The 13733-nt window shown below is 71.8% G+C and carries 10 protein-coding genes and 1 pseudogene; 8 read left to right on the top strand and 3 right to left on the bottom strand.

Annotation, left to right across the window (positions count from 1 at the left end):
• The 3 genes and pseudogenes from AB0C96_RS08045 to AB0C96_RS08055 all read right to left on the bottom strand — a co-directional run.
• Positions 1-144: pseudogene (locus AB0C96_RS08045) on the bottom strand (serine hydroxymethyltransferase); the annotation flags it as partial.
• A 24-nt stretch (positions 145-168) separates the two neighbouring features.
• Entirely contained in the window at positions 169-1335 is a 1167-nt protein-coding gene (locus AB0C96_RS08050) for an FAD-dependent oxidoreductase (protein ID WP_362914856.1), read from the bottom strand.
• Positions 1332-1652 (bottom strand): bifunctional 3-phenylpropionate/cinnamic acid dioxygenase ferredoxin subunit, encoded by a 321-nt coding sequence (locus AB0C96_RS08055; RefSeq protein WP_030411057.1) that lies wholly within the window; start codon positions 1650-1652, stop codon positions 1332-1334. Before AB0C96_RS08055 ends, AB0C96_RS08050 begins: the two co-directional genes overlap by 4 nt.
• Before the next feature lie 168 nt (positions 1653-1820).
• Between AB0C96_RS08055 and AB0C96_RS08060 the strand changes: the two genes are divergently transcribed.
• The 8 genes from AB0C96_RS08060 (at position 1821) to AB0C96_RS08095 (ending at position 13462) form a co-directional block, all read left to right on the top strand.
• Positions 1821-2624, top strand: a complete 804-nt coding sequence (locus tag AB0C96_RS08060) for an IclR family transcriptional regulator (RefSeq protein WP_362914858.1) — start codon at positions 1821-1823, stop codon at positions 2622-2624.
• A gap of 188 nt (positions 2625-2812) precedes the next feature.
• Entirely contained in the window at positions 2813-3898 is a 1086-nt protein-coding gene (locus AB0C96_RS08065) for an S-(hydroxymethyl)mycothiol dehydrogenase (RefSeq protein WP_362914860.1), read from the top strand.
• A gap of 75 nt (positions 3899-3973) precedes the next feature.
• A complete protein-coding gene (locus AB0C96_RS08070) occupies positions 3974-6436 on the top strand; it encodes an FAD-dependent oxidoreductase (RefSeq protein WP_362914862.1) in 2463 nt (820 codons plus the stop codon).
• Between the two features lie 47 nt (positions 6437-6483).
• Positions 6484-7665 carry an N-methyl-L-tryptophan oxidase gene (gene solA, locus AB0C96_RS08075; RefSeq protein ID WP_362915203.1) on the top strand — a complete coding sequence of 394 codons (1182 nt, stop codon included), beginning with the start codon at positions 6484-6486 and terminating at the stop codon, positions 7663-7665.
• An 11-nt stretch (positions 7666-7676) separates the two neighbouring features.
• Positions 7677-8807, top strand: coding sequence for an aromatic ring-hydroxylating dioxygenase subunit alpha (locus AB0C96_RS08080; RefSeq protein WP_362914864.1), 1131 nt, complete (start codon positions 7677-7679; stop codon positions 8805-8807).
• Entirely contained in the window at positions 8800-10266 is a 1467-nt protein-coding gene (locus AB0C96_RS08085) for an aldehyde dehydrogenase family protein (protein WP_362914866.1), read from the top strand. The genes AB0C96_RS08080 and AB0C96_RS08085 overlap by 8 nt, the downstream gene beginning before the upstream one ends.
• Positions 10267-10287: 21 nt before the next feature.
• Positions 10288-11877, top strand: coding sequence for an APC family permease (locus tag AB0C96_RS08090; protein ID WP_362914868.1), 1590 nt, complete (start codon positions 10288-10290; stop codon positions 11875-11877).
• 28 nt (positions 11878-11905) lie between these two features.
• Positions 11906-13462: a GMC family oxidoreductase N-terminal domain-containing protein gene (locus tag AB0C96_RS08095; RefSeq protein WP_362914870.1), complete on the top strand. Its 1557-nt coding sequence runs from the start codon at positions 11906-11908 to the stop codon at positions 13460-13462.
• Positions 13463-13733: the final 271 nt, after the last annotated feature.

The raw sequence follows: 13733 nt of genomic DNA on the forward strand, positions 1-13733 counted from the left end.
CGTACTTGTTGGTCAGGACGGAGCCCTGGGCCTCCATGACGGCGACCGGAGCGAAGTTCTCCGAGGCGATCATTTCGAGGGTGGACTGCTGGCGGCGGCCACGTCGGGGTCGAGCTCGTGCAGGGAGCTGTTGAGAAGCGACATGGGGCGGCGCCTTCCTGGGGCGGGTCAGGTGGTGGCCGGCGTGATGGCGCGGGCGAGTTCGCGGCGGAGTCGCATGAAGGGGCGGGGGCGGTTGAGGGCGAGCACGGCGGTGGTGCGGCCGGCGCGTTCGTAGCAGGCGAGGAAGGTGCGGTCGTCGGGGGAGCCTTCGAGGATGCGCGGGGTGTCGGTGGGGCCTCGCCGGCCGGCGAACTGGATGCGGACGCCGTACTGGTCGGACCAGAAGTAGGGCAGCGCGCGGTGGGTGGTGACGGTGCTGCCGGCGAGCAGGTTCCGGGCGGCGGTGGCGGCCTGCTCGGTGGCGCTGGTCCAGTGTTCGGCACGGCTGCCGGCCACCTTGGCGACATCGCCGACGGCCACGACGTTGGGCAGCGAGGTGACGCAGCCGGCGTCGCAGACGACGCCGTCGTCCAGCGGCAGACCGGAGGCTTCGAGCCAGGCCGTCTCTGGCCGGATGCCGATCCCGACGACCACGATCTCGGCGGGGAGCAGGCGGCCGTCGGTGAGTTCGACCGCGGTGATCCGGCCGTCGGCGGCGCCGTGCAGGCGGCGGACGCCGGTGCCGGTGAGGAGGGCGACCTTGTGGTCGGCGTGCAGGCCGGAGCAGATCCGGGCCATCTCCTCGCCGAGTTGGGGGAGCAGGGGCAGGGGGGCCGCTTCGACGACGGTGACCTCGTGGCCGAGGGCGGCGCAGGAGGAGGCGACCTCGGCGCCGATGAAGCCGGCGCCGATCACCACGACCCGGGAGGGGCCGCGGCCGAGGTCGGCGCGGAGCGCCCGGGCGTCATCGAGGGTGCGCAGGGTGTGTGTGCCCGCGGGTGCCGGCCCGGGAAGACGGCGGGGGATCGCGCCGGTGGCGATGACCACGCCGTCGGTGGTGAGGGACCGGCCGCCGTCCAGGAGGACCGCGCCGGCGGCGGTGTCGAGGCCGGTGGCGCGGGTGCCGAGCAGCCACTCGGCGTCGAGCTCGGCGATCTCCTCGGCGTCGGCGAGGGCCAGGTCGTCCTGGCCGGTGGCGCCGGTCAGGAAGTCCTTGGACAGCGGCGGCCGGTCGTAGGGGCGGTGCTGCTCGTCCCCGACGATCACCAGCCGGCCGTCGAACCCCTGGGCGCGCAGGGCCCGCGCGGTGTACAGCCCCGCGAGCGAGGCTCCGATGACAGCGACCGACCTCATGCGGCGGTGCCCTCCTCGGCCACGTGGTGGACGTAGATCATGCCGTCCTCGACGGTCACCGGATGGGTGCGCACGGCTCGGCGCGCGGGCAGGCAGGTGGGCGCCCCGGTGCGGAGATCGAATGAAGCGGCGTGGAGCGGGCATTCGACCAGACACCCCTCCAGCCAGCCGTCCGCGAGCGAGGCGTCCTGGTGGGTGCAGGTGTCGTCGATGGCGTACAGCTGCCCGTCGGCGTTGAAGACGGCGATCGGAGGTGCGGTGTCGATGCGTACGGACTCGCCTGCGGGCAGGTCGGCGAGATGGCAGACAGGAATCACAGGACCCCCCTGTTACTGTTCGGTATCATCGAGTTTCGCGTTGCGCACGATGGAGCGCTATGCGCAACAGAATCCAGACGGGGAGTCCATGCGTCAAGCGTTCCCCGGAAAAGCCGGCCGTTCAGAATCGGACCCGCGAGCGGGTTCCCAGGTGGTGAGATCCAATACATGACCGACAACGTGGAGGAGCAGGCGGAGGGCAAACCGTCGAAGAGTCCCGCGAGCGCCGTGCAGTCGGTGGACCGGGCGGTGACCGTGCTGGAGATCCTGGCGCGGCTCGGCGAGGCCGGGGTGACCGAGGTCGCCGACGAGCTGGGAGTGCACAAGTCGACCGCGTTCCGGCTGCTCGGAGTGCTGGAGAGCCGCGGGCTGGTCGCCCAGGAGCAGGAGCGCGGCAAGTACTACCTCGGCGCCGGGGTGTTGCGGCTGGCCAGTGCGGCGGCGGTGCGGCTGGACATCTCCCAGGAGGGCGCGGCGGTCTGCCGGCAGCTGGCCGACGAGCTGGGGGAGACGGTCAACATCGCGGTGCTGGAGAGCGATGCCGCGGTCAACATCATGCAGGCGCGGGGCCCGGCATCGGTCACCGCGCAGAACTGGCTCGGCCGGCGGACGCCGCTGCACGCCACGTCCAGCGGCAAGGCGCTGCTCGCGTACCAGCCCGCACCGGTCCAGGAGGCCGTCCTGGGGCGGAAGTTGCCCCGGCTCACCGAGCGGACGGTCACCTCGGCCGAGGTGCTGCGCCGTGAGCTCAAGCAGGTCGTGGAGCGGGGCTTCGCGATGGCGGTGGAGGAGCTGGAGCTCGGGCTGCGCGCGGTCGCGGCGCCGGTGCGGGCGCACGACGGTTCGGTGATCGGCGCGATCAGCGTCTCGGTGCCGGCCTACCGGCTGGACGAGGAGCGGCTGCCCGAGGTTGTCAAGGGCACCGTTTCCGCAGCTGAGGAGCTCTCCCGGCGGATGGGGTACGCCTGTTGAGCGGCTGACGGGCGGGGGTGTCGAGGCGGGGCCGGAGCGTATGTTCCGGCCCCGCAGTGGTGTCCGGACGCGTAACGCGCCTTTTACCAACGGCTGGGCCGTACCTCTTGACGGTGCCGATACAGCGTTCCCACTATGTCTCTCATCGCGCAACCAGTCGTGCACTGCGCAACAATGAGGGGTAGGGCATGCCACACGAAGTCCATGCCGTCGTCGCGGCGAAACAGGGCGCACCGGTCGAGTTGCAGACGATCATGGTGCCGGATCCCGGCCCGGGCGAGGTGCTGGTGGCGGTGCAGGCCTGCGGTGTCTGCCACACCGATCTGCACTACCGGGACGGCGCGATCAACGACGAGTTCCCCTTCCTGCTGGGCCATGAGGCGGCCGGCACCGTCGAGGCGGTCGGCCCCGGCGTCACGGATCTTGCCCCGGGCGACTACGTCGTACTCGCCTGGCGGGCGCCGTGCGGCAGCTGCCGGTCCTGTCGCCGCGGTCGGCCCTGGTACTGCTTCGACTCCCGCAACGCCGCGCAGTCGATGACCCTGTTGGACGGCACCCCACTCACCCCCGCGCTGGGCATCGGCGCCTTCGCCGAGAAGACGCTGGTCGCCGCCGGACAGGCGGTGAAGGTCGACCCCTCCGCGCGCCCGGAGGCCGCCGGACTGATCGGCTGCGGAGTGATGGCCGGCTACGGCGCCGCCGTCCACACCGGGCAAGTGGGCAGCGGCGACACCGTCGCCGTCATCGGCTGCGGCGGCGTCGGCAACGCCGCCATCGCCGGTGCCTCGATCGCCGGCGCCCGCCGGGTCATCGCGGTGGACATCGACGAGCGGAAGCTCGACGGCGCCACCCGCTTCGGGGCCACCCACACCGTCAACTCCCGGGGTACGGACCCGGTCGAGGCGGTCCGGGAACTCACCGGCGGGCACGGCGCGGACGTGGTGATCGACGCGGTCGGCCGGCCCGAGACCTACCGCCAGGCGTTCTCCATGCGCGACCTGGCCGGCACGCTGGTCCAGGTCGGCGTCCCCGATCCGGACATGTGCATCGAGCTGCCGCTGATCGACCTCTTCTCCCGCGGCGGCGCCCTGAAGTCCTCCTGGTACGGCGACTGCCTGCCCAGCCGCGACTTCCCCGTCCTCATCGACCGCTACCTCAGCGGACGGCTCGACCTCGACGGCTTCGTCACCGAGACGATCGGCCTGGACGAGGTGGAGACCGCGTTCGCCAAGATGCGGGACGGCCAGGTGCTGCGCTCCGTCGTCGTCCTGTGACGGCGTCGCCCACCCCACCCGAACCTGACCCGGCGTGACACCCCGTCGACCACCCCGACCAGCAGGAGGAGGGGCATGTCCCGTACGCCCGCAAACAGTTCCCGTGTGGTTGTCATCGGCGCCGGCATCGTCGGCTGCTCCCTCGCCGACGAGCTGACCGCCCGCGGCTGGACCGACGTCACCGTCCTCGAACAGGGGCCGCTGCCGGCCCCCGGCGGCTCCACCTCGCACGCACCGGGCCTGGTCTTCCAGACCAGCCCCTCCAGGACCATGACCGAGTTCGCCGCCTACACCGTCCAGAAGCTGCGCTCCCTGGAGGTCGACGGACTGCCCTGCTTCCATCCGGTCGGTGGTCTGGAGGTCGCCACCACCGAGGCCCGCTGGGCCGATCTGCACCGCAAGGCCGGGCTCGCCGCCTCCTGGGGCGTACGCGGTGCACTGCTCACCCCGCAGCAGTGCACGCAACTGTGGCCGATGCTGGACGAGACCAGGCTGTACGGCGGCTTCCACACCCCCGACGACGGGCTGGCCCGTGCCCTGCTCGCCTGCCGCGCCCAGCGGGAGCGGGCCACCGCCCGCGGCGCCCGCTTCCTGGAGCGGCACACCGTCACCGGTATCGAGCGCGCGGACGGCCGGGTCACCGGCGTCGTCACCGACCGGGGCGCCTTCCCCGCCGACCACGTCGTCTCCGCCGCCGGCTTCTGGGGGCCGGTGATCGGAGCCCTGGCCGGGGTGGACGTACCGCTGCTGCCGCTGGCCCACCAGTACGCCACGACCGCGCCGCTGCCCGAACTCGCCGGCGTCAACGACGCCCGTACGGAAGCGAGCAGGCCGATCCTGCGGTTCCAGGACCGCGACCTGTACTTCCGCGAGCACACCGACCGACTCGGGATCGGCTCCTACGCCCACCGCCCGATGCCCGTCGACCCGTTCGCCGTCCCGGCCTTCGACGACGCTCCGGTCATGCCGTCCTCGCTGCCGTTCACCGAGGACGACTTCGCACCGAGCTGGCAGGACAGCATCGAGCTGCTCCCGGCGCTGGGCGAGTCCCGGGTGGCAGAAGGCTTCAACGGGGTCTTCTCCTTCACGCCCGACGGGATGCCGGTCCTCGGCGAATCCCGTGACCTGCGCGGATTCTGGCTGGCCGAGGCGGTCTGGGTCACCCACTCCGCGGGCGTCGCCAAGGCCGTCGCCGAGTGGATGACCGACGGCCGGCCCGCCCTCGACCTCCACGAGTGCGACCTCAACCGCTTCGAGGACGTCCAGCGCTCACCGGCCTACGTCGCCGACCGCGGGGCCCAGAACTTCGTCGAGGTCTACGACGTCATCCACCCGCTCCAGCCCATGGAGCGGCCCCGGCCGCTGCGCACCAGCCCCTTCTACCCGCGCCAGCAGGAGCTCGGCGCGTACTTCCTGGAAGGCGGCGGCTGGGAGCGCCCGCACTGGTACGAGGCCAACGCCCCGCTCGCCGAGGACATCCGGCTCCCCGAGCGGGACGCCTGGTCGGCGCGCTACTGGTCGCCGATCGCCGCCGCCGAGGCCAGGGCCACCCGGGAGAAGGTCGCCCTGTACGACATGACGCCGCTGCGCCGGCTGGAGGTCACCGGCCCCGGCGCACGGGACTTCCTGCACCGGATGACCACCAACAACATCCGCAAGAAGCCCGGTGCGGTCACCTACACCCTGCTGCTCGACGAGACCGGCGGCATCCGCTCCGACCTCACCGTCGCCCGCCTGGCCCCCGACCGCTTCCAGATCGGCGCCAACTCCCCCGCGGACCTCGACTGGTTGCTGCGGCACGCGCCCACCGACGTCCAGATCAGGGACATCACCTCGGGCACCTGCTGCATCGGCGTCTGGGGACCGCTCGCCCGCGACCTCGTCCAGCCGCTGACCCGCGACGACTTCTCACACGAGGGCTTCGGCTACTTCCGCGCCAAGCAGACCCACCTCGGCCACGTTCCGGTGACGGCGATGCGCCTGAGTTACGTCGGCGAGCTGGGCTGGGAGCTGTACACCACCGCCGACCTGGGGCTCCGACTCTGGGACACGCTGTGGGAGGCGGGCCGGGAGTACGGCGTGATCGCCGCCGGCCGGAGCGCGTTCAACAGCCTGCGCCTGGAGAAGGGCTACCGCGCCTGGGGCGTCGACATGACCGACGAGCACAACCCGTACGAGGCGGGCCTCGGCTTCGCGGTGCGCACGGACAAGGAGTTCCTGGGCCGCGCCGCGCTCGACGACGCCCCCGTCGGCCGCAAGCTCGCCGCCCTCCTCCTCGACGACCCCGCGGCCAACGTCCTGGGCAAGGAGCCGGTGCACGTCCCCACGCCCGACTCCGCCGGATCGGGCGGCGCCCCCGCCGGCTACGTCACCAGTGCGGGGTACGGCTACACGCTGGGCCGGTGCATCGCGTACGCCTGGCTGCCGCCGCTCGCCACCGGCACCGCCGTGCACATCGAGTACTTCGGCAACAGGCTCCCGGCGACCGTCGCCGACGAGCCGCTCTTCGACCCGAAGATGACCCACATCTTGAAGTGACCACAGTCGCCGTCGACCCCGTGCTGCGACGCACCAAGGAGGCCACCGTGTCCCCCACTTACGACGTGATCGTCATCGGACTGGGCGGGATGGGCAGCGCCGCCGCCCACCACCTCTCGGCGCGCGGCGCCCGGGTGCTCGGCCTGGAGAGGTTCGGTCCGGTCCACAACCGCGGCTCCAGCCACGGAGGTTCGCGGATCACCCGGCAGTCCTACTTCGAGGACCCGGCGTACGTGCCGCTGCTGCTCCGCTCGTACGAGCTGTACGACGAGCTGGAGCGGGCGACCGGCCGGGAGATCGCCACCCTGTGCGGCGGGGTGATGGTCGGCCGCCCCGACTCGCGGACCGTCTCCGGTTCGCTGCGCTCCGCCCGGCAGTGGGACCTGCCCCACGAGATGCTCGACGCCAAGGAGATCCGCCGTCGCTTCCCCACCCTGGCCCCGGCCGACGACGAGGTGGCGCTCTACGAGGCGAAGGCCGGCCTGGTCCGCCCCGAGAACACCGTCGCCGCCCACCTCCAGCTCGCCACCCGGCAGGGCGCCACGCTGCACTTCGACGAGCCGATGACGCGCTGGGAGCCGTACCGGGACGGCGTACGCGTGCACACCGCGGAGAACACCTACACCGCGGGCCAGTTGGTGATCTGCCCGGGTGCCTGGGCGCCGGAGCTGCTCACCGACCTCGGGGTGCCGTTCACCATCGAGCGGCAGATCATGTACTGGTTCCAGCCGACCGGCGGAGTCCGGCCCTTCCTGCCCGAGCACCACCCCGTCTACATCTGGGAGGACGCGGCCGGCGTCCAGGTCTACGGCTTCCCGTCCATCGACGGACCGGAGCTCGGGGCCAAGGTCGCCTTCTTCCGCAAGGGCGTGGTGTGCACGCCGGGGACCATCGACCGGACCGTGCACGACCACGAGGTGCAGGCCATGGCGGACCACATGTCCCCGTGCATCCCCGACCTGCCCGGCACCTTCCTCAAGGCCGCCACCTGCATGTACTCCAACACCCCCGACGAGCACTTCGTCATCGCCCGCCACCCCGCGCACCCGGAGTCCGTCACCGTGGCCTGCGGGTTCTCCGGGCACGGCTTCAAGTTCGTCCCCGTCGTCGGCGAGATCGTCGCCGATCTGGCCCTGACCGGCACCACCGCGCACCCGATCGGCCTCTTCGACCCTTCCCCCCGCTTCGCCGGGGAGACCCCTAGCCGGCCCGCCGCCGCGCCCGCCTGAGGAGTACGCCCGTGACGACGACCCCGATCTCCCCCAGTCTGATCGCCACCCTCCCCGGCCACCACTACACCGACCCGGAGGTCTTCCGGCTGGAGCAGGAGAGGATCTTCGAGCGGCTGTGGTTCTGCGCCGTCCGCGGCTCCGACCTGGCCGGGCCCGGCGCCTTCCGCACCGTGCAGGTCGGCCGGGAGAGCGTCCTGATCACCCGCAACCGCGCCGGTGAGCTGCGCGCCTTCCTCAACATCTGCCGGCACCGCGGCGCCCGGCTGTGCACCGAGGCGTCCGGTGAGGTCCGCCGCAACCTCCAGTGCCCCTACCACGCCTGGACCTACGACTTCGACGGCCGTCTGGTGGCCGCCCCCAACCTCCAGAAGATGCCGGACGTCGACCGCACCGAACGCGGACTGGTCACCGTCCCGCTCCGGGAGTGGCTCGGCTACGCCTGGGTGTGCCTGGCCGACCGGCCGCCGTCCTTCGAGGACACCGTGATCGGCGCGGCCACCGAGCGGCTGGGCGATCCGGCCGCCATCGAGCACTACCGCACCGAAGCCCTCGCGCTCGGCCGGCGGATCACCTACGACGTGCGCGCCAACTGGAAGCTCGTCATCGAGAACTTCATGGAGTGCTACCACTGCGCCACCATCCACCCCGAACTCACCGAGGTCCTACCGGAGTTCGCGGACGGTTTCGCCGCCCAGTACTACGTCGGCCACGGCGCGGAGTTCGCCGAGGAGGCCGCCGGGTTCACCGTCGACGGCAGCGCCGGCTTCGGCCGGCTGCCGGACGTCGCGGACGCCCAGGACCGCCGCTACTACGCGATCACCGTCCGCCCGCAGGTGTTCGTCAACCTCGTCCCCGACCACGTCATCGTCCACCGGATGTTCCCGATGGCCGCCGACCGCACGGTCATCGAGTGCGACTGGCTGTACCTGCCCGAGGCGGTGGACTCCGGCGCCGACGTCTCCAAGTCTGTCGAGCTCTTCCACCGCGTCAACGCCCAGGACTTCGACGCCTGCGAGCGCACCCAGCCGGCCATGAGCTCCCGCGCGTACCGCGACGGCGGGGTGCTCGTCCCCAGCGAGCACCACATCGGCGCCTTCCACCAGTGGGTCACCGAGCAGCTGGAGGACGAGCGTGGCTGAGTTGTTCATCGACGGCCGGTGGCGCGCCGCGCTCGGCGGGCGGACCCGCGAGATCCGCTGCCCGGCCGACGGCAGCCTGGTCGCCGTCGTCGACGAGGCCGGCGGCAAGGACGTGCTGGACGCGATCGCCGCCGCCCGGCGGGCCTTCGACGAAGGCCCGTGGCCGCACACACCGGGTGCCGAACGCGGCGATCTGCTGCTGCGGGTCGCCGAGTTGCTCGTCCGCGACAAGCCCGCGCTGGCCCGCGCGGAGTCCCTCGACACCGGCAAGCGCCTGGTCGAGAGCGAGGCCGACCTGGACGACATCGCCGCCTGCTTCCGCTACTTCGGGCGGCTCGCCGGCACCGAGGACGGCCGGGTGACCGATCCGGGCGTCCCCGCCGTCGACAGCCGCATCGTCCACGAGCCGGTCGGCGTCTGCGCCCTGATCACGCCCTGGAACTACCCGCTGCTCCAGACCGCCTGGAAGGTCGCCCCGGCGCTCGCCGCGGGCAACGCCTTCGTGTTGAAGCCCAGCGAACTCACCCCGCACACCGCCGTCGCCCTGGTCCGGCTGCTCCAGGAGGCCGGGCTGCCGGACGGGGTGGCCAACCTGGTCCTGGGCGCCGGCCCGGAGGTCGGTGCCCCGCTCGCCGACCACCCGGACGTGGACCTGGTCTCCTTCACCGGCGGGCTGGCCACCGGGCGCCGGATCATGGCCGCCGCGGCCGGCACCGTCAAGCGCGTCGCCCTCGAACTCGGCGGCAAGAACCCCAACATCGTCTTCGCCGACGCCGACTTCGAGGCGGCCGTCGACCACGCCCTCACCGCGGTCTTCCTGCACTCCGGTCAGGTCTGCTCGGCCGGCGCCCGGCTGCTGGTCGAGGACGCCCTGCACGACCGCCTGGTCGACGAGGTCGTGCGCCGCGCCCGGCTGATCCGGCTCGGCGGACCCTTCGACGAGCACGCCCGCACCGGACCGCTGATCTCCGCCGAGCACCGCGCCAAGGTCGAGGCGTACGTGGCCGCCGGGCTCGCCGAGGGTGCCGTACTGCGCTGCGGCGGCGCCCGCCCCGACGACCCCGCGCTCGCCGGCGGCTTCTACTACCTGCCGACCGTGCTCGACGGATGCCACGGCGCCATGTCGGTGGTCCGCGAGGAGTCCTTCGGGCCGGTGCTGACGGTGGAGCGCTTCACCGACGAGGACGAGGCGGTACGGCTCGCCAACGACACCGTCTACGGACTGGCCGGCGCCGTCTGGACCACCGACCAGGCCAGGGCCGACCGGGTCGGCTCGGCGCTGCGCCTGGGCACCGTCTGGATCAACGACTACCACCCCTACCTCCCGCAGGCGGAGTGGGGCGGCTTCAAGCAGTCGGGGAACGGCCGGGAACTGGGCCCCACCGGTCTCGCGGAGTACCGCGAGACCAAGCACATCTGGCGGAACACCGCCCCGAAGGCGCAGTACTGGTTCGAGTGAGTCATCTGAGGAGGAAGGCCCTTGCGAGCACCTGATGAGGCGTCACCACAGTCGGCGGCGCCTCCGGACGACGCGGCACTGGCGGAGTTCGGCTACCGGCCCGAACTCAAGCGCACCCTCGGCAACTTCCACACCTTCGCCGCCGGCATCAGCTACATCTCCATCCTGACCGGCACCTTCCAGCTCTTCTACTTCGGCTACGGGCACGGCGGCCCGGCCTACTGGTGGTCCTGGCCGATGGTCTTCGTCGGCCAGTTGATGGTCGCGCTGTCCTTCGCGGAGCTGGCCGCCCGCCATCCCGTCGCCGGTTCCGTCTACAACTGGGCCAAGAAGCTCGGCAATCCGCACATCGGTTGGCTGGCGGGCTGGATGATGCTGGTCGCCTCGATCGTGTCGCTGTCGGCGGTGGCACTCGCCTATCAACTGACGCTCCCGCAGATCTCCACCGCCTTCCAGGTCATCGGCGACGGCAGCGGTACGTACGACACCGCGACCAACGCGGTCCTGCTGGCCGCCGTGCTGATCCTCTTCACGACGCTGGTGAACGCCTTCGGCGTCAAGCTGATGGCCCGCATCAACACCGCCGGCGTCTTCGTCGAGCTGATCGCGACGGTCGTGCTGATCGCGCTCTTCGCCGTACACATCGTCCGCGGTCCGGACGTCGTCCTCCAGACCCACCACATCGGCACCGGTCAGCACCTCGGCTACCTCGGCGCCTTCCTCACCGCCTCGCTGGCCTCCGCCTACGTCATGTACGGCTTCGACACCGCGGCCTCGCTCGGCGAGGAGTCCCTCGACCCCTCGCGCAACGCCCCGCGCGCCATCCTCCGTGCGCTGATCGCCTCGTTCGTCCTGGGCGGGCTCGTCCTGCTGCTCGCCCTGATGAGCGTGAGCAGCCTGAACGGCAAGGGGCTGAGCACCGACGGGCTGCAATACGTCGTTCTGGACGTGCTCGGTGACACCGGCGGCAAGGCCATGCTGTGGTGCGTGCTGATCGCGGTCACGGTCTGCGCGCTGGCGGTGCACACCGCCGCCATCCGGCTGGCGTTCGCGATGGCCCGGGACACCAACCTGCCGGCCGCGTCGCTGATGGCGAAGGTCAGCCCGCGCTTCCAGACCCCGGTGCTGCCCGCGGTCGTCGTCGGCGTGCTCTCGCTGGCCGTCCTGCTGATCAACATCCGCCAGCCGCAGATCTTCTCCGTGGTGACCAGCATCGGCATCATCATGATCTACCTGGCGTATCTGCTGGTCACCGCCCCGATGTTGGTGGCCAGGGTGCGCGGCAGATGGGTGCCGGCCGACGGCGGCCGCTTCACGCTGGGGCGCTGGGGTCTGCCGGTCAACGTCCTCGCCGTCCTCTGGGGCGCTGGCATGATCGTCAACCTCGCCTGGCCCCGGGACGCCGTCTACAACGCCACCCCGCCCCACCACTGGTATCTGCGCTGGGGCGCGGTGCTGTTCGTCGGGGTCGTGGCAGGGGGCGGCTTCGCGTACTACTGGTGCGTCCAGCGCCACCGCACCGGCGTGCTGGCCGAGCACGCCGCGCCGCAGTCCTCCCCGGACGCCCCGACCGCCACCGAACCCCCGGCCACCGTGCCGGCGCAGGACTGACCCCGACCTGCAAGGAGGTCAACTACCCATGTCCCACGAAGAGTTCGACTATGTGATCGTCGGTGGCGGAACCGCCGGGAACGTCGTGGCCGCCCGGCTCAGCGAGGACCCGACCGTCACGGTGTGCGTGCTGGAGGCCGGCCCCTCGGACGTCGGGGACGACAACGTCCTGCGGCTGGACCGTTGGATGGGCCTGCTGGAGTCCGGCTACGACTGGGACTATCCGGTCGAGCCGCAGGAGAACGGCAACAGCTTTATGCGGCACGCCCGCGCCAGGGTGCTCGGCGGCTGCTCCTCGCACAACTCCTGTATCGCGTTCTGGGCGCCGGCCGAGGACCTCGACGAGTGGGCCGCGCTGGGGTGTGCGGGCTGGAGCGCGGCCGACTGCTTCCCGCTCTACCGGCGGCTGGAGAACAACGACGCGCCCGGTGACCACCACGGCCGCAACGGCCCGGTCACCCTGCGCACCATCAAGGGTGAGGACCCCTGCGGCACCGCACTGCTGGCGGCCTGTGCCGAACAGGGCATCCCCACCACCCCGTTCAACACGGGCCGGACGGTCGTCCGCGGTGCCCACTGGTTCCAGATCAACTCGGACGAGAACAACACCCGGCAGTCCTCCTCCGTGGCCTACCTCCACCCGATCATGGGCAGGCGTCCCAACCTCACGGTGCGCACCGGGGTGCGTGCCAAGCGCCTGCTGATCGACGCCGATCGGCGCTGCACCGGAGCCGAGTACCTCGACCCCGACCTGATCCACACCCGGACGGTGACGGCGCGCCGCGAGACCGTCGTCTCCTGCGGCTCGATCGACACGCCCAAGCTGCTGATGCTCTCCGGCATCGGCCCGGCCGACCACCTGCGGGAGGTGGGGGTGGACGTGCTCGTCCACTCCCCGGGCGTCGGCGAGAACCTCCAGGACCACCCCGAGGGCGTGATCATGTGGGAGGCGAAGCAGCCGATGGTGTCCACATCCACGCAGTGGTGGGAGATCGGCATCTTCGCGGACACCGAGCCCGGTCTGGACCGCCCGGACCTGATGTTCCACTACGGCTCGGTGCCGTTCGACCTGAACACCGCCCGGCACGGCTACCCCACCTCGGAGAACGCCTTCTGCCTCACCCCGAACGTCACCCGGGCCCGCTCGCGCGGCACGGTCCGGCTGCGCACCCGCGACTTCCGCGACAAGCCCAGGGTCGACCCGCGCTACTTCACCCACGAGCACGACGTGCGGGTGATGACCCACGGCCTCCGCCTCGCCCGCGAGATCGCCGCCCGGCCCGCGCTCTCCGGCTGGGCGGGCGCCGAGCTCGCCCCCGGCCCCGACGTCCACACCGACGACGAGCTGCTGGACTACATCCGGGCCACCCACAACACCGTCTACCACCCCTCCTCGACGGTGAAGATGGGCGCCGACGAGGACGTCACCGCCCCGCTGGATGCCCGGTTGCGGGTCAAGGGCGTCGCCGGCCTGCGCGTCGCGGACGGTTCGGTGATGCCGGAGCTGGTCACCGTCAACCCGTGCATCACCACCATGATGATCGGCGAGAAGTGCGCCGACCTGCTGCGGGAGGACGCCCGGTAGGCCCGCCGGCGGCTGACCCGTCAGGCCGTGACCCTGCCCGCCGCCACGACCCCGCCCCGCGCAGCAGCCGCAGGCGGGGAACACCGTGGCGGCGGGCAGGGCCACGTCAACCGGCTCGACCCGGCGGGGGCGTCCGCTCGACGGCCCGAGCGCGGCCTTCCCAGAGGTGAAGTTCCTCCCGTGAGGCGACCGGTCGCGGGCGACAGCGCGGAGCATTGTGACATTCCGTCAGGAACCTGGCCCGCGGTGCGTCGTTGATCCCTCTCCGACG

Source organism: Streptomyces sp. NPDC048506 (genome assembly GCF_040651315.1).
GTDB lineage: Bacteria > Actinomycetota > Actinomycetes > Streptomycetales > Streptomycetaceae > Streptomyces.

What these genes read in the sequence shown, in the direction of transcription:
- AB0C96_RS08050 (WP_362914856.1), bottom strand. Translation starts at nt 1,335, where the DNA reads ATGAGGTCGGTCGCTGTCATCGGAGCCTCGCTCGCGGGGCTGTACACC.
- AB0C96_RS08060 (WP_362914858.1), top strand. Translation starts at nt 1,821, where the DNA reads ATGACCGACAACGTGGAGGAGCAGGCGGAGGGCAAACCGTCGAAGAGT.
- AB0C96_RS08065 (WP_362914860.1), top strand. Translation starts at nt 2,813, where the DNA reads ATGCCACACGAAGTCCATGCCGTCGTCGCGGCGAAACAGGGCGCACCG.
- AB0C96_RS08070 (WP_362914862.1), top strand. Translation starts at nt 3,974, where the DNA reads ATGTCCCGTACGCCCGCAAACAGTTCCCGTGTGGTTGTCATCGGCGCC.
- AB0C96_RS08095 (WP_362914870.1), top strand. Translation starts at nt 11,906, where the DNA reads ATGTCCCACGAAGAGTTCGACTATGTGATCGTCGGTGGCGGAACCGCC.